This window comes from Enterobacter sp. Cy-643 (assembly GCF_011752815.1).
In the GTDB taxonomy this organism is placed as follows: Bacteria; Pseudomonadota; Gammaproteobacteria; order Enterobacterales; family Enterobacteriaceae; genus Cedecea.
Map to the genome: position 1 here is coordinate 774,523 of NZ_VWWV01000002.1, position 20,254 is coordinate 794,776.

18 protein-coding genes and 1 other RNA gene are annotated in these 20,254 nt (G+C 55.6%); 6 read left to right on the top strand and 13 right to left on the bottom strand.

What is annotated here, in order from left to right; translation table 11 throughout:
- Positions 1–7 precede the first annotated feature (7 nt).
- Positions 8–901 carry a DMT family transporter gene (locus F3J29_RS12025; RefSeq protein ID WP_166866320.1) on the top strand — a complete coding sequence of 298 codons (894 nt, stop codon included), beginning with the start codon at positions 8–10 and terminating at the stop codon, positions 899–901.
- A gap of 18 nt (positions 902–919) precedes the next feature.
- Here the strand turns inward: F3J29_RS12025 and ffs are convergent.
- Positions 920–1,016, bottom strand: an RNA gene (gene ffs, locus F3J29_RS12030) — signal recognition particle sRNA small type.
- A gap of 171 nt (positions 1,017–1,187) precedes the next feature.
- Between ffs and F3J29_RS12035 the strand changes: the two genes are divergently transcribed.
- Positions 1,188–1,499, top strand: a complete 312-nt coding sequence (locus tag F3J29_RS12035) for an MGMT family protein (RefSeq protein ID WP_166866322.1) — start codon at positions 1,188–1,190, stop codon at positions 1,497–1,499.
- A gap of 28 nt (positions 1,500–1,527) precedes the next feature.
- On the opposite strand, the gene F3J29_RS12040 is transcribed toward F3J29_RS12035, so the two are convergent.
- Positions 1,528–2,100: a YbaY family lipoprotein gene (locus F3J29_RS12040; RefSeq protein WP_166866324.1), complete on the bottom strand. Its 573-nt coding sequence runs from the start codon at positions 2,098–2,100 to the stop codon at positions 1,528–1,530.
- A 200-nt stretch (positions 2,101–2,300) separates the two neighbouring features.
- On the opposite strand from F3J29_RS12040, the gene tesB reads away from it, so the two are divergent.
- The gene (tesB, locus tag F3J29_RS12045; RefSeq protein ID WP_166866325.1) at positions 2,301–3,161 is read left to right on the top strand and encodes an acyl-CoA thioesterase II; all 861 of its coding nucleotides are present in this window, start codon (positions 2,301–2,303) and stop codon (positions 3,159–3,161) included.
- Positions 3,162–3,252: 91 nt separating this feature from the next.
- Here the strand turns inward: tesB and amtB are convergent, their stop codons facing one another.
- From amtB to F3J29_RS12070, 5 genes are all read right to left on the bottom strand, one after another.
- Positions 3,253–4,545, bottom strand: a complete 1,293-nt coding sequence (gene amtB, locus F3J29_RS12050) for an ammonium transporter AmtB (RefSeq protein WP_166866327.1) — start codon at positions 4,543–4,545, stop codon at positions 3,253–3,255.
- A gap of 31 nt (positions 4,546–4,576) precedes the next feature.
- Positions 4,577–4,915: a P-II family nitrogen regulator gene (gene glnK, locus F3J29_RS12055; protein WP_002891893.1), complete on the bottom strand. Its 339-nt coding sequence runs from the start codon at positions 4,913–4,915 to the stop codon at positions 4,577–4,579.
- Between the two features lie 260 nt (positions 4,916–5,175).
- A complete protein-coding gene (locus F3J29_RS12060; RefSeq protein WP_166866329.1) occupies positions 5,176–6,951 on the bottom strand; it encodes a SmdB family multidrug efflux ABC transporter permease/ATP-binding protein in 1,776 nt (591 codons plus the stop codon).
- Positions 6,941–8,722, bottom strand: a complete 1,782-nt coding sequence (locus tag F3J29_RS12065; protein ID WP_166866331.1) for a SmdA family multidrug ABC transporter permease/ATP-binding protein — start codon at positions 8,720–8,722, stop codon at positions 6,941–6,943. The genes F3J29_RS12060 and F3J29_RS12065 overlap by 11 nt, the downstream gene beginning before the upstream one ends.
- A gap of 74 nt (positions 8,723–8,796) precedes the next feature.
- Positions 8,797–9,258, bottom strand: coding sequence for an Lrp/AsnC family transcriptional regulator (locus tag F3J29_RS12070; RefSeq protein ID WP_039290800.1), 462 nt, complete (start codon positions 9,256–9,258; stop codon positions 8,797–8,799).
- 115 nt (positions 9,259–9,373) lie between these two features.
- Here F3J29_RS12070 and F3J29_RS12075 point away from each other — a divergent pair, with 115 nt between their 5' ends.
- Positions 9,374–10,426 carry a PLP-dependent cysteine synthase family protein gene (locus F3J29_RS12075; RefSeq protein ID WP_166866333.1) on the top strand — a complete coding sequence of 351 codons (1,053 nt, stop codon included), beginning with the start codon at positions 9,374–9,376 and terminating at the stop codon, positions 10,424–10,426.
- 152 nt (positions 10,427–10,578) lie between these two features.
- On the opposite strand, the gene cof is transcribed toward F3J29_RS12075, so the two are convergent.
- Positions 10,579–11,403 carry an HMP-PP phosphatase gene (gene cof, locus F3J29_RS12080; protein ID WP_166866335.1) on the bottom strand — a complete coding sequence of 275 codons (825 nt, stop codon included), beginning with the start codon at positions 11,401–11,403 and terminating at the stop codon, positions 10,579–10,581.
- Positions 11,404–11,497: 94 nt separating this feature from the next.
- Between cof and F3J29_RS12085 the strand changes: the two genes are divergently transcribed.
- Positions 11,498–13,201, top strand: a complete 1,704-nt coding sequence (locus F3J29_RS12085; RefSeq protein WP_166866337.1) for an SgrR family transcriptional regulator — start codon at positions 11,498–11,500, stop codon at positions 13,199–13,201.
- A 74-nt stretch (positions 13,202–13,275) separates the two neighbouring features.
- Complete coding sequence (gene queC / locus F3J29_RS12090; RefSeq protein WP_166866339.1) at positions 13,276–13,971, top strand: 7-cyano-7-deazaguanine synthase QueC; 696 nt, start codon at positions 13,276–13,278, stop codon at positions 13,969–13,971.
- 142 nt (positions 13,972–14,113) lie between these two features.
- Here the strand turns inward: queC and F3J29_RS12095 are convergent, their stop codons facing one another.
- From F3J29_RS12095 to lon, 5 genes are all read right to left on the bottom strand, one after another.
- Complete coding sequence (locus tag F3J29_RS12095) at positions 14,114–14,515, bottom strand: YbgC/FadM family acyl-CoA thioesterase (RefSeq protein ID WP_166866341.1); 402 nt, start codon at positions 14,513–14,515, stop codon at positions 14,114–14,116.
- 131 nt (positions 14,516–14,646) lie between these two features.
- Entirely contained in the window at positions 14,647–15,003 is a 357-nt protein-coding gene (locus F3J29_RS12100; RefSeq protein WP_166866343.1) for a ComEA family DNA-binding protein, read from the bottom strand.
- Between the two features lie 139 nt (positions 15,004–15,142).
- On the bottom strand, positions 15,143–17,017 hold the full coding sequence (gene ppiD / locus F3J29_RS12105; protein ID WP_166866344.1) for a peptidylprolyl isomerase: 1,875 nt from the start codon (positions 17,015–17,017) through the stop codon (positions 15,143–15,145).
- 236 nt (positions 17,018–17,253) lie between these two features.
- A complete protein-coding gene (gene hupB / locus F3J29_RS12110; protein ID WP_008454620.1) occupies positions 17,254–17,526 on the bottom strand; it encodes a nucleoid-associated protein HU-beta in 273 nt (90 codons plus the stop codon).
- Positions 17,527–17,735: 209 nt separating this feature from the next.
- Positions 17,736–20,090, bottom strand: coding sequence for an endopeptidase La (gene lon, locus F3J29_RS12115; RefSeq protein ID WP_008454618.1), 2,355 nt, complete (start codon positions 20,088–20,090; stop codon positions 17,736–17,738).
- Positions 20,091–20,254 lie beyond the last annotated feature (164 nt).

Consider the following 20,254-nt stretch of genomic DNA (forward strand, 5'->3'; position numbering starts at 1 on the left):
AGACAAAATGATTCGCGAGATAAGAACCGGCAGCCTGCAAATGATTGTGGCGATGCTCATCTCCGGCACCATCGGCGCCCTCGTAGTGATATCTCAGCAGCCTATCGCCAACGTCGTTTTCTGGCGCTGCGTATTTGCGACTATTACGCTGTTCATATTGGGCCTGATGAGCGGTAACTGGCGCAGCCATTTGACCCGCAGGGTCGTTGCGATATCTGCCCTCGGCGGCGTGGCGCTGGTCGTCAACTGGCTGCTGCTGTTCGCCGCCTATTCACGAACGTCCATTGGGCTTGCCACGGTCCTGTACAATACGCAGCCGCTGATGCTGGTCGGGATGGGCGTTTTTATCCTGAAAGAGAAAGTCAGCCGCAGCAAGTGGCTTTGGCTGGGAGCATCCTTTATCGGCATGCTGCTTGTGCTCTCAAGCGGGCTAAATCATGACGGGAATGGTGGCTGGCTTTTGGGCATCGTGCTGGCGCTGGGCGCCGCGTTCTTTTATGCCCTGACGGCGCTTATCACACGCCAGTTGAGGGGCATTCCTCCACAGCAAATCGCACTCGTTCAGGTGGCCGTCGGCACGCTGCTACTGCTGCCACTGGTAGATTTCCAGTCGCATATGACGTTCACGCATTGGGGAATTGTCGCCACGCTGGGCATAGTGCATACCGGCATTATGTACCAGTTGCTGTATGGCGCGATTCAAAAGCTGCCGACGTCGATGACCGCCTCACTCTCCTTTATCTACCCCATTGTGGCGGTGATCGTGGATCGCTTCGTCTTTAATCACAGTCTGAGCCCGATTCAGTTTATCGGTGGCGCGATGATTTTGCTGGCAGCGGCAGGAATCAACTTAGGATGGGGAGAAAAGCGCAGAACGAAAACGGTACTGGTGAAAGGGTAAGCCAGAAATGGGTGGGGGCCCTGCCAGCTACATCCCGGCACACACGTCGCCTGCTGCGGCTGCTTCCTTCCGGACCTGACCGAGTTCACAAGTTAGTGTTGCGGGAGAACCAACAGGGCCCCCATTGAGAGCGTTGTTATCAAACGCGCTGGCGCATTATCCACATCCCCCCCGTGAATTGCAAGCCAGCGGCGGTCAGGTGTTGGTTTATTGCGCATCAACGGTTTAACTTGGTGCTTTCTCCGTCGCCGATTATCCTTAGAAGCGATTTTGTCAGGAGTTCTCTATGGATAAGCACGATTCCTTTCCACAGCGCATTTACCAAATTGTTGCCGCCATTCCCGAAGGTTGCGTGACCACCTACGGCGAAATTGCCGCGCTTGCCGGGTCACCCCGGGCAGCCCGCCAGGTGGGTGGCGTACTCAAGCGCCTGCCCGAAGGCAGCCGTTTACCGTGGCATCGGGTGGTGAACAGGCAGGGTGTGATTTCATTGACCGGACCCGACCTCCAGCGTCAGCGCGAGGCGCTGCTTTCTGAAGGGGTGATGGTGTCAGGCGACGGTCATATCGATATGCTGCGTTACCGCTGGAAATATTAAAACGCCCCCAATTTGGGGGCGTTTCGCTTTAGTACGTTGTCGGCGCAGGCACTGCCGAAGATGGCGTGACCTGAGTCGGCGAGGTAGATGGCACCGTTGTTGCCGCCCCACCGCCTTGCTGAACCGGAATAGCCGTATTTTGTACCGGCACCAGCGTCAGATCTGCCTTCGTCCCGCCCTGGTTGATCACCGGCTGGAAGGTATCGGTGATAAACATCAGCTTACCGTCCACCGTGATGGCGGCACTCAGCAGGATACGCGCGTTCGGCTGAATGTCAGCCGGGTTGAACGGGATCACAAAGCTGAAAGGCGCCTGTTTACCTTCGGTACGCGTAACTTTCTGGGCAATGACTTTCGAAGGCGCATCGGCGAGTGAAGCGTCAGAGACGGTCACCGTCAGCACGGCATCTGGCGGCAGAGCAACCCGCTGACGGATCCATGCCGTACCGGAGACGTTAGGCATTGCGATGTTAGATTGCTGGGCAGTTGCAGCCCCCGCGGATGCACTCGGCGCAGGCGTCGGCACATCAGCACTCTTGTGTGCGCAACCTGCAACAGCAACCGCGATGGCCAAAGCACTTAACATAGGCACAAGTTTCATTGATTTTTTCTCCTTATTATCAATGTCGCGCCGGGGACGAACCCCGTTGAAAAACGCGCTTAACGGCTTAAGTGTGGCACAGATCACTGAATTCTGCTGAAAACCAGGAATGTTCCCAGCGGCAGTGCATCAAATACGCCGTTTACAGGCATGTTATAATCGAGAAAATTTGCCGCATTCCCTTTTATTGAGGACATTTTATGAGTCAGGCGCTCAGCAATTTATTGGCGTTACTTAACCTGGAAAAAATTGAAGAGGGATTGTTCCGTGGCCAAAGCGAGGATTTAGGCCTGCGTCAGGTGTTTGGTGGGCAAGTGGTCGGCCAGGCGCTTTACGCAGCTAAAGAAACCGTACCGGAAGAGCGCCTTGTTCACTCTTTCCACAGCTATTTTTTACGCCCGGGCGACAGCCAAAAGCCCATTATTTATGACGTAGAAACCCTGCGCGACGGCAACAGTTTTAGCGCCCGCCGCGTTGCTGCGGTGCAAAACGGCAAGCCGATTTTCTATATGACCGCGTCATTCCAGGCCCCTGAATCTGGCTATGAGCACCAGAAAGAGATGCCCCCAGCGCCAAGACCGGATGGCCTGCCGTCCGAGACGGACATCGCCCGCTCGCTGGAAAAATTCCTCCCGCCGCATGCGAAAGAGAAGTTTCTTAGCGAAAAGCCGCTGGAAATTCGCCCGGCCGTATTCCACAATCCGCTGAAAGGCCATGTCGATCAGCCTTCCCGCCAGGTCTGGATCCGCGCGAACGGCAACATGCCGCAGGATCTGCGTGTGCATCAGTATCTGCTCGGCTATGCCTCCGATTTCAATTTCTTGCCGGTCGCCCTACAGCCGCATGGCGTAGGTTTCCTGGAACCGGGGATGCAGGTCGCGACTATCGATCACTCAATGTGGTTCCATCGTCCGTTCGACATGAACGAATGGCTGCTGTACAGCGTGGAAAGCACCTCCGCGTCGAGCGCTCGCGGCTTTGTCCGTGGAGAGTTTTATACGCAGGATGGCGTGCTGGTCGCGTCCACCGTTCAGGAAGGCGTCATGCGCCATCGCGGGTAGTTGACGCTGCAATAAAAAAACCACCTGCATAACAGGTGGCTTTCACAGAGAAGTAAAACCTCGCCCGACCGGGCGAGGTTTTGATAACGAATCAGTTGTTGTACGCGTTTTCGCCGTGGCTGTTCACATCCAGGCCTTCGCGTTCCTGCTCTTCTGGAACACGCAGACCTACGGTCAGGTCAGCAATCTTGAACGCGATGAACGCCACCACGCCAGACCAGACAATGGTAATTGCCACGCTTTCAAGCTGAACCAGAAGCTGATGCCCCATAGTCACGCCTTCTGCATACCCCACGCCGCCCAGAGAAGTTGCCGCGAAGATGCCGGTCATGATGCAGCCGATGATGCCGCAGACGCCGTGCACGCCGAACACATCGCATGGGTCGTCAACATTGAGCCATTTTTTCAGCGTCGTCACGCCCCACAGACCCGCCAGGCCAACCACCAGACCAATCAGCAGCGCACCGCCCACGCCAACGTAACCACACGCCGGGGTAATACCCACCAGACCCGCGATAGCACCGGAACAGGCACCCAGCAGAGAAGGTTTACCGCGCAGCGCCCACTCGCCGAAGACCCAGGAGAGAATCGCCGCCGCAGTAGCGACAACGGTGTTCACGAACGCCAGTGCAGCGATTTCGTTGGCCGCACTTGCGGAACCGGCGTTGAAACCGAACCAGCCGAAGTAGAGGATTGCGGTGCCGATAAACACCATTGGCAGGTTGTGCGGCTTGAACGCTTCTTTGCCGAAGCCAACGCGTTTACCTACCAGGTAAGCCCCGACCAGGCCAGCAACAGCGGCGTTAATGTGCACCACGGTACCGCCTGCGAAGTCCAGCGCGCCGTGCGTCGCCAGAATACCGCCGCCCCAGACCATGTGCGCAATTGGCACATAAGAGAGCGTCAGCCAGACGGCAGCAAAAATCACCACCGCAGAGAAACGCACGCGCTCGGAGAGAGAACCCACCACCAGCCCAACGGTGATACAGGCGAAGGAGCCCTGGAACGCCACGTGAATATACTGATAGAAGGTGCCCATCAGCGCTTTCAGCTGAATGTTTTTCAGCATCACCCAGTCAAAGCTGCCGAAGAAGTTGTTGCCGGTGCCAAACGCCAGGCTGTAGCCATACACAACCCACAGCACACAAACCAGGGCGAAGGTCACGGAAATTTGCGTCAGCATCGACAGCACGTTTTTGGAGCGAATCAGGCCGCCGTAAAACAGCGCAAGGCCCGGGATGGTCATAAACAGCACCAGCGCGGTGCATATCATCATAAAGGCGTTGTCGGCTTTGTCCGCGACCGCAGGCGCGTCCGCAGCGAAGGCGAGCGTCGGCAGTAATGCCAGGGCGCCTGAGCCAAGGAGTGCAACTAATTTTTTCATTTTTCCCATCCCAATCAAGGCTTGCCAGCAGTTACAGAGCGGCTTCGTCGGCTTCGCCGGTACGAATACGAATAACGCGTTGCAGTTCTGCAACGAAGATTTTCCCATCACCGATTTTGCCGGTGTAGGCGGCTTTGCTGATCACGTCGATAACTTCATCGAGCTGGTCGTCAGCAATAGCAACATCAATTTTTACTTTCGGCAGAAAGTTGACGCTGTACTCGGCGCCACGGTAAAGCTCCGCATGGCCCTTCTGGCGGCCGAAACCTTTCACTTCGGTCACGGTAAGCCCTTGAATACCGATTGAAGAGAGCGCTTCACGCACGTCTTCAAGCTTGAACGGTTTGATTACCACGGTTACCAGCTTCATAAATTCTCTCCACTCAGAATTAGGTCGTTACCTGCACGTAGAGAGCAAAGCAAAGCCCATGCCAGGAATAAAAAACCAGGGTTATTCAGCACGTTTTCAGGCTTCAGGCGGGTTACCGGAAAGCCAGATGAGGGAGTGAGATCGGGCGGGATTAGTCTGAAAAGAAAAAACGCACCACTGCAGTGCAGGATGCGTTTTCGTTTTGCACCAACGCGGAGAAGCGAAGGTTTTTATGCGGCCCGTTGCATGGTTGTGGTGCATCAGGCCATCAGGGATTCTTCCTGTGCTGAGGCGGCCAGTTCCTCACCTGCCAGCTGCAGCTGATACATCTGCCAGTATCGACCCTGCTGCGCCAGCAGTTCGCTGTGCGTACCCCGCTCCACGGCCTGGCCGCGATGCAGCACCAGAATCGTGTCGGCGTCGGTAATGGTGGACAAACGGTGGGCAATCACCACCAGGGTTGTGTGCTGCCGCACCGCCGCCAGCGCCCGCTGAATAGCCTGCTCGGTGCCGGAGTCGATGTTCGCCGTGGCTTCGTCGAGGATCAGGATCTGCGGGGCTTCAACCAGCACGCGCGCCAGGGCAAGCAGCTGCTTCTGGCCAACGGAGAGATTATTGCCCTGCTCGCCCAGGCGAGTATGAATGCCTTCCGGCAGCGCCCGCGCCAGTTCGGACAGTTGCACCGTTTCCAGCGCCTGCCAGACCATCTCTTCGCTGATATCCCGCCCCAGGGTTACGTTGGCAAAGAACGAATCGGCCATCACTACCGGATCCTGCTGCACCATCGCCACGCCGCGGCGCAGCGTTTCATGGCTGAGGGAATCCAGCGGCCGTCCATCGAGGCGTATTTCGCCCTTCGTTAACGGGTAATAGCCCATCAGCAGGTTCGCCAGGGTACTTTTTCCGCTGCCGGTATGCCCGACCAGGGCAATAAAGCTGCGCGAAGGCACTTCCAGATTAATGTCCTGCAGCACCAGGCGATCGCCACGGTAGGCAAATGACACGTTATTGACGCTGATAGCGCCGCTGGCGAGGGGCCGGTTGTCATTGCCGTAATCCTGGCGTTTGCCGTCCATCAGCTCAAATACGCGTTCCCCGGCCACCACTGCCTGCTGCAAAATGGACTGCTGGGTGGTCAGCTCAATCAGCGGTTCGTTAAGGCGGCCAAGATAGTTAATAAAGGCATACAGCACGCCAACTTCGATGGTGCCGCGCGAGGTGAAGCCGAACAGCATTAACAGACCGCAGAGGATCATCGCCGAAAACAGGCTAAGCAGCGGCCGCAGAAGCCAGCCATCGAGTCTCAGCGTTTGCATTCGCGCCAGGTAGTGTGAACGGCTTGCCTGCCCCATGCGTTCGCCGAAGCGCGCCTGCTGGCGGAACTGCTGAATCACGCTCATGCCGTTGATAACTTCGTTAAACCCGTCGTTGATGTCCGCCAGATAGCCGCGCACGCGGCGCACAATCGGCGTGCTGTAGCGCTGGTAGATAAACATCACGGCGATCACCGCCGGGAAGATAGTTATCGCCACCAGCGCCATACGCCAGTCGAGCGTAAACATCGCTACCAGCATGGCACCAATCAGCGCCGCACTGCGCAGCACCGTTGCCACAACGGTGACATACAGGTCACGGATCACTTCGGTATCGTTGGTCACTCGAGAGATCAGTTGCCCTACAGGCTGCGTGTCGAACGCACTCAGCGGCTGGCGTAGCGCTGCATCCATCACATCGGTACGTAGCTTTTGCACCACACCTACCGCCGCCCGATTAAACAGCAGCGCCTGAAGGTAGTGCAGTCCCGCGGCGCTAATCGACAGCAGGATATAAGCCACTGCCAGCCCGGCCGCGAGGCCAAGCGGCATCTGGTTTTTCGCCACCAGATTATCAATGAAATAGCTCACCAGTACCGGGCCGCAAACCTCAGCGGCAGCCGCTACCCAAAGCATCAGCATCGCTCCGCCCAGCGGTTTGCGCCACGGCGATCCGTAGGCCAGCAGGCGCTTAATGGTAGGCCACTGTTGTTTACGACTCATTGGCGCTCTCCCCGACGTCTTCCTGCTCCGGCGCCTCGTCCAGCGCGGCTTCCAGCTGTTGATAGCGGTACATGTCCCGATACCAGCCCGGCTGAGACGCCAGCGCGTCATGGCTGCCTCGCTGGGCGATATGCCCGTGCTGCATCACCAGAATTTCGCTGGCCTCCGTCAACGCAGACAACCGGTGCGCGCTGATAATGACCGTGCGGTGTTCGCCCCACTCGCGCAGATTGTGCAGAATTTGGTGCTCGGTGCGGCCGTCTACTGCGGAAAGCGCGTCATCCAGGATCAGGATTTCTGCATCAAGCAGCAGCGCCCTGGCAATGGAGATACGCTGTTTTTGCCCGCCCGAAAGCATAACCCCACGTTCACCCACTTCGGTATCGTAGCCTTGCGGCAAGCGCAGGATATCCTCATGAACGCTGGCCAGGCGAGCGACACGCTCAATGTCCTCCTGCGTGGCACCCGGTTTGCCCAGCGCTATGTTGCTGGCCACGGTGTCAGAGAACAGGAACGGCGTCTGGTTCACGATAGCCAGCCGGCTTCTCCAGCCGTCAATTTTCAGCGCCGTGATCGGAATATCGTGGTAGCGAATATCCCCTTCGGTCACGTCAAAGTGGCGCTGAATCAAGGCGAGAATCGTGCTTTTCCCCGAGCCCGTTGGCCCGCACAGGCCAAGCATTCCCCCCGGTTTGAGGGTGAAGTTGACGTTTTGCAGCGTCGGCTGAGCGGTCTGTGGGTAGTGGAACTGGCGAATCGAAGCCACCAGTTCAGCCCGCCCTTCCGGCAGCGCTTTATCGCCGTCGACCACGCCCGGCTCTTCTTCCAGCATCGCACGGATACGGCTGTAGGCCGCACTCCCACGCTCGACAATATTGAACATCCAGGCCAGCGCCAGCATCGGCCAGATCATCAGGCCGAGATACATCACAAAGCTGGTGAGCTGCCCCAGGGTAAGCGTGCCGTCGATAACCATCCAGCTTCCGCCGCCGATGGCCAGCAGGTTTGCGGCCCCAATCGCGACATAAATAGTGGGATCAAAGCGCGCATCAATACGCGCGACGCGCATGTTTTTCGCCCCGGCATCCTGGGCTTCTGCGGCAAACAGCGCCGACTGCCTGTCTTCAAGGCCGAACGCCTTGATCATACGGATGCTGGTCATGCTTTCCTGAGTTCGATCGTTTAACGCTGAGAATGCCGCCTGCGCCACTTTGAAGCGATCGTGTAAACGCGCGCCGTCGCGTTTGATCACCACGGCCATGATTGGCATCGGCAGAAGCGCCAGCAATGTGAGCTGCCAGCTGATTTGTGTGGACATGACTATCAGCACCGCCAGCCCCATGACCAGCGAGTCTACCAGCGTTAACACCCCTTCCCCCGCCGCGAACACCACGCGATCCACATCGTTAGTCGCACGCGCCATCAGGTCGCCGGTACGGTGGCGGAGATAAAACTCAGGGTGATGGCGGCTTAGCTGGCGGTAATAGTTTTCCCGCAGCTCAACGGCAAGCTGGTAAGACGCCCCGAACAGCAGGACGCGCCAGACGTAGCGCACCAGATAAACCACTACGGCAATAAGCAGCATCAGACCGATCCACATCAGCACTTGCTGAGAGGAGAGACGCTGCTGCACGACGCCATCCACAATCACGCCCACCACTTTTGGCGGCACGAGCTGCAAAATAGCGATGATAATAAGCAATGCCACCGCGCCGAGGTAGCGTCGCCACTCGCGGGTGAAGTACCAGCTTAACTGAGCAAATAATCGCACGAAGTTTAGATCCTGAAATGCTGCCTGCCGGCCAGGGCAAAAGAGTAGAGGCTACTGTTCCGCACTGTGCGGAATCAGGAAGTTAGAGGTAATGCTGTGGTGTATTTTATCTGTTCCATGGCAAAACTCGAAGTGACATCGCTTAAACCCGGGATGCCGTTCACCAGCCGCTTATAAAAGTCGTCGTACCGCTTCATGTCTGCCACCTGAACCCGAATCAGGTAATCATATTCGCCGGCCATGCGCCAGAACCCCAGAACTTCGGGCATGGCTTCCACCACCGAGACAAATTTGCAGTACCACTCGCTGCTGTGCTGCTGGGTTTTAATCAGCACAAACGCCGTCAGGCCCAGCCCGAGTTTTTCCGGATCCAGCAGCGCAACTTTGCCGCGAATATAGCCTTCGTCTTCCAGGCGTTTTAAGCGTTTCCAGCACGGGGTGGTGGTCAGATTAACGGCATCCGCCAGCGCCTGCAAAGACAGGGTACAGTCCTGCTGCAGCATCGCAAGCAGCTTTTGGTCAATTTTATCTATCACAAGACCACCAGAGAGAAATATTTTCTCTAATGGAAGCGCTAAACAGGCAAAATGGCAACTTTTTTATCCTGACTTTGGATTACGCTAAGCACAAATTGATAAATGAGAATTTTCCATGACCAGCACCTGGGTGACCAACGCCATCAGCGAGATTAACGCCGACTATCAACGCTCTGCGGATACGCATCTTATCCGCCTGGCTTTGCCCGCTTTTCCGGGTATTCAGCTGTATCTGAAGGATGAAAGCACTCATCCCACCGGCAGCCTGAAGCACCGTCTCGCGCGATCTCTGTTTCTGTACGGGCTGTGCAACGGCTGGATTAAAGAAGGCACCACGATTATCGAAGCCTCCTCTGGCTCAACCGCAGTGTCAGAAGCCTATTTTGCTCGCCTGCTTGGTCTGCCGTTTATTGCGGTGATGCCCGCCAGCACCGCAAAACGCAAAATTGAACAGATCGAATTCTACGGCGGCCGCTGCCATTTTGTAGACAGCGCCTGTGAAATTTACGCCGCTTCGGAAATGCTTGCCCGCGAGCTGAACGGCCATTATATGGATCAGTTCACTTACGCTGAGCGGGCAACCGACTGGCGCGGGAACAACAACATTGCCGACAGTATTTTCCGTCAGATGACCCATGAGCCGCATCCGGTGCCGGATTACATCGTGATGAGCGCGGGTACCGGCGGCACTTCGGCCACCATTGGCCGCTACCTTCGCTTTCAGGGCCACGATACGAAACTGGTGGTCGTGGACCCACAAAATTCAGTATTTCTTGATTACTGGCAGCAGCGCGACTGTGGCCTGAAAAGCGCAGTGGGCAGCAAAATTGAAGGTATTGGTCGCCCTCGCTGCGAGCCTTCATTTATTCCTGATGTGATTGACGAGATGATGCGCGTGCCGGACGCCGCCAGCGTCGCCACCATGCAATGGCTGGAATCTCAGCTTGGCCGCAAAGTCGGCGCCTCAACCGGCACCAATATGTGGGGCGTATTGCAGCTTGCCGCGAGAATGCGTGAGGAAGGCCGGAGTGGTTCTATCGTGACGCTGCTTTGCGACAGCGGTGAACGCTACCTTGAGTCCTACTACAATTCAGCCTGGGTCAACGATCATATCGGCGATTTACAGCCATGGCGTGCTGAAATAAACCAGTTGGTGACTACACTCTAAATAATTCGAGTTGCAGGAAGGCGGCAAGACCGTGAATCCTCAGGAGCATAGCTGACTATGTGACTAAGGTGAGCGGGTGCAGTCAACGCACCTGCGGCTTGAAGTATGACGAGTATAAAAAAACCGGGCTTTTAGCCCGGTGCTGTAAGGTCTCAATATTCGGGGGAATAGGTGAGATGTGGAGTGTCCAGCCAGTGCGTCAAATAGTGCGAGACCGCCTGGTTACGGCAGTGGCCGATAACCGGCAGATGGGGTAAATCCGCTTTTAGCTGCGGCATGGCGTTACCCATAATCAGGCCGTGCCCAACCGCCGAGAGCATTTCGCGGTCGTTCATCGCGTCGCCAAATGCCATGCAATCCTGCAGAGTCAATCCTAAGTGGGCGCTCAGTACACCAAGCGCTGCACCCTTGTTGCTGCCCACCGGCAGCACTTCCAGGCAGTCCATTGCCGAGAAGCAAAGAAATGCGCGATCGCCCAGCGCTTCATTGAGCTGAATGCGCAGGCGGCACAGATCGTCATGATCGCCGCAGAAACAGATCTTGGTGACTTCGTGGGCAGGTAAAGTACGAAGATCGACAATATGTGGCCGGAAACCGCTGTATACGTGTGCGTGAAGCATTTCCGGGATTTCATGGCTGGTTAACCAACCTGAATCGTTAAAGGCATGCATGCTTGCTTCGGTATCCCAATGGCCGTGCAGCACCGTCTCTACCGCCCACGGCGAAAGATCTTTGCGGTGCATTAGCTCACCTTCCATGCTGTGAATGCGCGTGCCGTTACCGGTGATCAGGAAAGCGTCGAGATCGATCTTGCCGAGGATATGGCGCATCTCCAGCTCATGGCGGCCGGTTGCAAAAGCCAGGGTAATCTCGCGCTCTTCACGCAGACGCTTCAGCGTATTCAGGGTTGCTTCCCCAAGGTGATGGTCGGGCAGCAGCAGCGTGCCGTCCATATCAAATGCAGCCAGACGAGCCATGGTTACTCCAGAAGTGATCGTGACAGGCAAAAGTATCCTCTGGAATATACGGAACTAATAGTGAATACTTAGGAAAAAATGTTCCGGGTTTATTATGCGACTTCTGAATCGGCTCAATCAATTCCAGCGTTTATGGCAGCCTTCCGGCGGAGAGCCACAGCAGGTGACGGTTGCCGAGCTGGCCGAGCGCTGCTTTTGTAGCGATCGCCACGTCAGGACGCTGCTTAATCAGCTTGAAGACGCGGGCTGGCTGCGCTGGCGCGCACAGTCTGGCCGCGGTAAACGCGGTGACCTGACCTTTCTGGTTTCGCCGGAAAACGTGCGTTCCGGCATGATGGAGCAGGTGCTGGATAAGGGCCAGCATCAGAATGCGCTGGAGCTGGCTCAGCTTGCGCCGGAACAGCTTCGCCAGTTATTACAGCCGTTCCTTGGCGGCCAGTGGCAAAACGATGTCCCGACGCTGCGCATTCCCTATTATCGCCCTCTTGATCCCGTTGCCCCTGGTTTTCTGCCGGGTAGAGCCGAGCAGCATCTCGCCGGGCAGGTGTTTTCCGGCCTCACGCGCTTTACTCGTGAAAGCCCGGAGCCCCAGCCCGACCTCGCCCATCACTGGCAAATATCAAACAGCGGCCTGTGCTGGGATTTTTTTATTCGCTCGACCCTGCACTGGCATAACGGTGAGCCCGTAGAAACCCATCAGCTTCAACGGCGGCTGATGATGTTGCTCGAGCTGCCCGCCCTGCGGCGGCTATTTATCAGCGTTAAACGTATTGAGCTCCCCCACGCGCAGTGCCTGCGCTTTGTTTTGCATCGGCCGGATTATTGGCTGGCACATCGCCTGGCGAGCTACTGCAGTCGCCTGGCTCATCCGCAGGATACACAGCTGGGCTGTGGCCCATTCCGCATTGTCAGCTTCAGGCCGAACCTGGTGAGGCTGGAAAGCTTTGAAAGCTATCATCTGAAACACCCGCTGCTGAAAGCCATCGAATACTGGATCACCCCGCAGCTCTTCGAAACCACGCTCGGCACAAGCTGCCTGCATCCGGTGCAAATTGCCATCGGCCAGCAGGACGAGCTGGAGAACCTGCGCCCGGTCAGTAATAGTATCAGCCTGGGCTTTTGCTATCTGGGGATCAGGCCGCAGGGCAGGCTCAGCGCAGAGCAGGCCAGAACAATCATGCAGATTGTCCGGGAGCCGGAGATGATAGGCACGCTGCCGCTTAACAGTGAACTGATCACGCCCAATCGAGAGATGATCCCCGGCTGGCAGATCCCCGGCTGGGATGCGCACACAGCCGTAGCGTTACCGAAAAAACTCACGCTGGTTTACCATTTGCCGGTCGAGCTTCACGCCATGGCCCACCAGCTCAGGCACTATCTGGCAGAGCGCGGCTGCGAACTGACGGTCATTTTTCACGATGCCAAAACCTGGGCTGGCTGCGAAGATTTAGCCCAGGCGGATATCGTGATGGGGGACAGACTGATTGGCGAAGCGCCGGAATACACCCTGGAGCAATGGCTGCGCAGCGATGTGTTGTGGCCCAACTTATTAAGCGCCGGGCATTATGCCCATCTGCAGGCCACGCTGGATGCCGTGCAGGCTTCCCCTCCTTCTTATGAACGCAATGAAGGGCTGAAAGACGTTTTCCATGGCCTGATGCGGGATGCCGTGGTCACGCCGCTGTTTAATTATCGCTACCAGATAAGCGCCCCACCCGGCGTGAACGGCATTGAACTGAATGCCTGGGGCTGGTTTGATTTTTGCGAAGCCTGGCTCCCGCCGCCGGGAATGACGTGAAGAAGCTGGCTCACGCTCTGGCGGGACGCTACCATACCCTTTTCCAGACACCTTTATGAACGACAGGATAGAGAATGAAACGTACAGTCGTGGTTTTCAGCGGCGGACAGGACTCCACCACCTGCCTGATTCAGGCCTTACAGCAATACGATGAAGTCCACTGCGTGACCTTTGATTATGGTCAGCGCCACCGGGCAGAAATAGACGTGGCCCAAAAGCTGTCGCTGAAGCTTGGTGCCCGCGCGCATAAGGTCCTGGACGTTACCCTGCTGAACGAACTGGCGGTGAGCAGCCTGACGCGAGACAGCATTCCGGTGCCGGGCTACAACCCGGAGGATAAAGGCATCCCAAGCACTTTCGTGCCGGGACGCAACATACTGTTCCTGACACTGGCGGCCATTTACGCTTACCAGGTTGAAGCAGAATCTGTGATAACAGGCGTCTGCGAAACGGACTTCTCTGGCTACCCGGACTGCCGCGACGAATTTGTTAAAGCACTTAACCATGCAGTAAGCCTCGGGATGGCAAGAGATATCCGGTTTGAAACGCCGCTGATGTGGCTGGACAAAGCGGAAACCTGGGCGCTGGCCGATTACTGGCAGAGCCTGGAAACGGTCCGCCAGGAGACGCTGACCTGCTATAACGGTATCCAGGGCGATGGCTGCGGCGAATGTGCCGCCTGCAACCTGCGAGCGAATGGCCTGAATAACTATCTGGCCAATAAACCCGCAGTGATGGCCGCAATGAAGCAAAAAACGGGTCTCCAATAAGCGATAACGGCGGAGCGACAAACCTCTGCCGATAAAGGAAGGACCAGACGGTTCATAAAACAGACAGGAAAATCAATGTATTGATTTTCGGCTGAGCATCACAAAGAGGGAAAACCACGCTTTTCCCTCTTTGCCAGCCATCTCAGGCGCTCATCATCTGTTCCAGCTTATCTCGCAGTTCACCCTCCAGCGGAACGGCCTTTTGCGTCTTTAAATCAATGCAGACGAAAGTCAGCAGCGCGTCGGCCACGGCTTCACCTTCTGGCTCCAGCGTCACCACTTGGCTCAACACTCCACTTTTGCCGTTTAGCTGCTGAAGCGAGCTTTCGATCCGCAGCAGGTCGCCCAGTACCGCCGGGCGGCGGTAGCTGATATTGATGTTCACCACGATAAAAGCGATGTTGTGTTCCGTCATCCACTGGAAGCCCGTCGTTTTTTCCAGCCCTTCCCAGCGGGCCTCCTCGAGGAACTCAAGATAACGGGCGTTGTTAACGTGTTGGTAGACATCCATATGGTATCCACGAACTTTGATATGTGTCTGCATAGCGCGAAGCCCTTGTTCTGTTTTTGTTGTCATCAGGTGAAGGTAAGCGAGGCCATACCCCGACAACTGGTATGACCTCTAACTCAGCGTAGCAAACTTTCCTCTTCAGGTGGAAGCCTGAGCACGTAAACTCAAAGTTTTATGCGAGCCAGGTTACGTTCTACCAGTGATGCGCCAATGCCCGGGACCTCCTGCAGCTGATCGAGCGTTTTAAACGGACCGAATTCGTCACGGTAACTGACGATAGCCTGCGCCTTTTTCAATCCTACGCCGTTCATTTTCTGGGCAAGCTCTTCAGCCGGAGCGCTATTGATACTCACCAGCCCCTCCCCTTGCTCCGCCGTTTTGGCGGGGGCAGCTTTAGTCTGCGTCGCTGCCGAACTGGCCGAGGCCGAACCTGCTTTTTCTGCGGCAGCGTGTGCCGGGGCGCAGCCAAGTAAACCGGCCAGAACGAGAGAAAGTGAAAATGCTTTAATTCCTGATGTCATGCTGTGTCCTCCATGTATGTTGACAGCCCGGTCACCATAGCGAGGATAAAAATCAGGCACAAACGCCGGATTTAAAATGTGGAAAAGGCCGCGAAAGCGGCCTTCAGGTATTACACTGCGTTGCAAAAATTTGCGAGGATTACTGCTGCTGGTCGATGATATCGCCCAGTTTGATCTTCGCTTCTTTGCGCAGGTTGGACATCAACGCTTCGAAAGCAATCTGGGCATTGTTCTGGGTGATCCCCTGCACCATCGCTTTTTTCTGCTCGTCCGGCATAGAGCCTGCTTTCACTTCATCCAGAGACAGCAGCACAACGTTGCCCTGCATATCATTGGCGACGCCATAGCTCGGCTTGTCTTTCGCCGGCAGCGGCAGACCAAAGGCAGCCTGGCTGATCGGGTCCTGCCCGGTGCGGCTCAGGGTTTTCGCTTCGCCGAAGCTCAGGCCAGCGGCTTTCATTTCGTCACTGCCTTTACCCAGTTTCAGCGCGTTCAGCAGCTTGTCGGCATCCAGCTTCGCCTGCTGCTCAGCTTTCTGCTGCTTCACGGCGGCAATCACCTGGTCGCGCACTTCAGAAAGTGGTTTAACCGCTTCGGCTTTGTGCTCGGAGACACGCAGGACGAAAGCGCGATCGCCATCAACGGTAATGATGTCTGAGTTGCTGCCCGGCGAACCGTTTTCCCCCACCAGACCACCGCTGAAGATAGCGTCGGCAACCGGTTTGAAGTTCAATTCTTCCGGCAGGTTGTCGTGGCCAAACCAGCCGGTTTCAACCGCTTTAACGCCTGCAACTTTCTCAGCGCTTGCCAGAGATTCGTTGTCGTTACTCGCGGCATCGCTCACTTTCTGCTGCAGCGCATAGTAAGCGTCAACGGCTTTTTCCTGTTTCACTTTAGCCACGATGCCATCGCGAACTTCCGCCAGCGGCTTCACAACGGCAGGCTGGATATCATCCAGGCGAACGATCAGGAAACCAACGGAAGATTTAACGACGCCGGACAGCTGACCTTTTTCTTTCAGACCGGCATTTTTCAGTTCGTCAGGCGTGGTGGAGGCTTCCAGCCAGCCCATATCACCGCCGTTGCGGGCAGAGATGATGTCAGCAGACTTGGCCTTCGCCAGTGCAGCAAAATCGCCGCCCTTGTTCAGTTCGTCGAGAATCGCTTTCGCTTCATCTTCGGTTTTAGTCTGAATCACGCTGTAGCGATTACGCTGCGGCTGGGTGAATTCGTCTTTATGCTGATCGTAGTAAGCCTGAATGTCCGCATCACTGGCCGCTTCCTGCATGGAAGCTGCGTCCAGCTTGATGTAGCTAACTTTAAACTGCTCAGGGGTAATGTAGCGGTTTTTGTTCTGCTCGTAGTTGGCGTTGATTTCCTGCTCGGAAGCGTCTTGCTTCGCGGCCAGCGCTTTCACGTCGATTGTGGCTTCGCGCACTACGCGCTGCTGGGAGACTAATGCCGCCAGCTCGTCGGTTTCGCCGGTGAGCATAAAGTCGGTGCCGACCACGGCTTTAATCAGCTGATCGGTGGTGAGCTGATTGCGCAGCGCCTGTGCATATTGATCGGCAGTCAATCCCATATTGCCGATGATGGCGTTATAGCGAGCGTTATCGAACTTACCGTTAGTCTGGAAGGCAGGCTGGCTGAAGATGGCCATTTTCACCTGCTCGTCGCTGATGCCAAGGCCCAGATGTTTGGCATACTGGTCAAGCAGTGCTTCATCAATCAGCTGGTTGAGTACCTGCTGACGCATCTGCTTCATGTAGCCTTCGTTACCGGCGAGAACGGAGAACTGATCGCCCAGCTGCTGCTGCTGACGATTACGCTCGTTCGCGACGGCATTTTCGAACTGACCACGGCCAATCTCCTGGCCATTTACTTTTGCGGCGTAATTATTGTTACCGCCAGTCAGGTAGCTACCCACGCCAGTCAGAACGAATGACAAGATAATCAAACCCAGAATGATCTTGAGCACGACATGGTTAGCCGCCGCTCGTAAATTGTCCATCATGGTGTAACAACACTCCGCTGTAGTATGACTTGGTAAACCTGCGCAGGCGCTAAGCTGGCATCCTTAATGACTCAAGCTGCCCTGTGCTGCGCGCAAGGGCGTATTGTGACAAGAAACCCACTGCAAATCATCAACACCTGCGTAAAATTCGGCTTCAGGCAATAAAAAAGGCACATCAAATGATGCGCCCCTGCGATACCTGACACCATCTACCCCAGCCAGTCGGGGCCAATAAATCAGTTAACAGCGTCTTTCAGCGCTTTACCAGCACGGAAGCCTGGTACTTTTGCTGCGGCGATGGTGATTTCTTTACCAGTTTGAGGGTTACGGCCAGTACGGGCAGCACGCTCTTTAACAGCAAAGGTACCAAAACCTACCAGTGCTACGTCTTCCCCGGACTGCAGAGATTCAGTAACAGAAGCAATAACAGCATCTAATGCACGTCCAGCCGCGGCTTTAGAAATATCAGCACCTGCGGCAATTTTGTCTATCAGTTGAGATTTATTCACTCTTCTCTTCCTCTCTTTATAATTTATATCGCACCTGATATCCCTCAGGTGCGACCGCGCAGCAGTTATAACAGGCTCGTCATGCCCTTACAACAGGAGTTGTGGACGATAAGCTCAGCCAGCAACTAAATTAGCGATACAAAAAAAAGCTGGCAAGTGACAATTCACTTACCAGCCCTAATTTTATTGATTGTATTTGCGTCAGGTCACTATTTTGCGGTGACTACCTGCATGCCAGAAGGCTCATTCTGCAGCGCGAGGGCCAGAACTTCCTCAATACGCTTCACAGGATGAATAGTCAGGTCTGCAATCACGTTATCCGGAATTTCTTCCAGATCGCGCTTGTTGTCGTCCGGGATCAGCACGGTTTTGATGCCGCCACGATGCGCTGCCAGCAGCTTCTCTTTCAAGCCACCAATCGGCAACACCTGGCCGCGCAGGGTAATTTCACCGGTCATTGCCACATCGGCACGAACCGGGTTCCCCGTCAGGCAGGACACCAGCGCGGTACACATTGCGATACCGGCGCTTGGACCGTCTTTCGGCGTCGCCCCTTCCGGGACGTGAACGTGAATGTCACGTTTCTCGTAGAAATCACCGTTAATACCCAGTTTTTCCGCACGAGCACGGACCACGGTCAGCGCCGCCTGGATGGATTCCTGCATAACTTCACCGAGGGAGCCGGTATAAGTCAGCTTGCCTTTACCCGGTACGCAGGCGGTTTCGATGGTCAGCAGATCGCCGCCCACTTCCGTCCACGCCAGCCCGGTCACCTGACCTACGCGGTTTTCGCTGTCGGCACGGCCGTAATCAAAGCGCTGCACCCCAAGGTAATCCTTCAGGTTGTCGCCGTTGATTTCGATGTGCTTGAGCGATTTATCCAGCAGCAGCTGCTTCACCGCTTTACGGCACAGCTTGGAGATTTCACGCTCCAGGCTACGGACGCCCGCTTCACGAGTGTAGTAGCGGATAATGCCCACAATGGCGCTGTCATCCACTTTTAGCTCGCCTTTTTTCAGGGCGTTGCGCTCAATTTGCTTCGGCAGCAGGTGCTGTTTGGCAATATTCAGCTTTTCGTCTTCGGTATAGCCGGACAGACGAATCACTTCCATACGATCCAGCAGCGGGGCCGGAATGTTCATGGAGTTAGACGTTGCGACAAACATCACGTCGCTAAGATCGTAGTCCACTTCAAGGTAGTGATCGTTAAACGTCACGTTCTGTTCCGGATCGAGCACTTCCAGCAGCGCAGACGCAGGGTCACCGCGCATGTCGGAAGACATCTTGTCGATTTCATCCAGCAGGAACAGCGGGTTTTTCACCCCGACTTTGGCCATCTTCTGAATCAGTTTACCCGGCATAGAGCCAATGTAAGTCCGGCGGTGACCGCGGATTTCCGCTTCGTCACGTACCCCGCCCAGCGCCATACGCACGTATTTACGACCCGTGGCTTTCGCGATGGACTGGCCCAGAGAGGTTTTACCTACCCCCGGCGGCCCAACCAGGCACAGAATTGGCCCTTTCAGCTTGTTGACACGGCTTTGGACTGCGAGGTATTCCAGAATGCGATCTTTCACTCGTTCCAGACCGTAATGGTCGGTATCGAGGATTTCCTGCGCCTGACGCAGATCTTTTTTGACCTTGCTGCGGGCGTTCCACGGAACCTGAACCATCCAGTCGATGTAGCCGCGCACCACGGTAGCTTCCGCAGACATCGGCGACATCATTTTCAGCTTCTGCAGCTCGGCTTCGGTTTTCTCACGCGCTTCTTTCGGCATTTTCGCCGCGTCAATTTTGCGCTTCAGCGCTTCATTTTCATCAGGCGCGTCGTCCATTTCGCCCAGCTCTTTCTGAATAGCCTTCATTTGCTCATTCAGATAGTACTCGCGCTGGCTTTTTTCCATCTGCTTTTTAACGCGGTTGCGAATGCGTTTCTCAACCTGCAGCAGATCGATCTCCGACTCCATCATCGCCATCAGGTATTCGAGACGCTCGTTGATATCGGACATCTCAAGCACAGATTGCTTGTCCGACAGCTTAAGCGGCATATGGGCGGCAATGGTATCGGCCAGACGTGCAGGATCGTCGATGCTGTTCAGCGACGTCAGCACTTCCGGTGGAATTTTTTTGTTCAGCTTGATGTAGCCTTCAAACTGATTGATTGCGGTGCGAACCAGCACTTCCTGCTCGCGCTCTTCAATCGCCGGCGAGTTCAGGTACTCCGCTTGCGCAGAGAAGTGGTCGCCGTTGTCAGACAGCGTGGTGATACGCGCGCGCTGAAGCCCCTCAACCAGTACTTTTACCGTACCGTCAGGCAGTTTCAGCATTTGCAGAATTGAAGCAACGGTACCCACAGTGAACAGGTCGTTAACACCTGGCTCATCCGTCGAAGCCTCTTTCTGCGCCACCAGCATGATTTTCTTATCATGGTCCATTGCAGCTTCCAGGCAGCGAATGGATTTTTCACGCCCGACAAACAGTGGAATAACCATGTGCGGATAAACCACCACATCGCGCAACGGCAATACGGGGATTTCAATGCGTTCAGAACGCTCAGGATTCATAGAGCTCTCTCTTAGTTTAATGTCCGCCAGGTGATTTGGTGAACGCTTCCGCTCCACCAACAAGTAAATCAGTATATGGGGCTGTTTCCCGGACATTCAACTGTGGGAATGCAGGAAAAATAAATGGGGGATAAAATCCCCCATTTTCTTATTAACTGACTGGT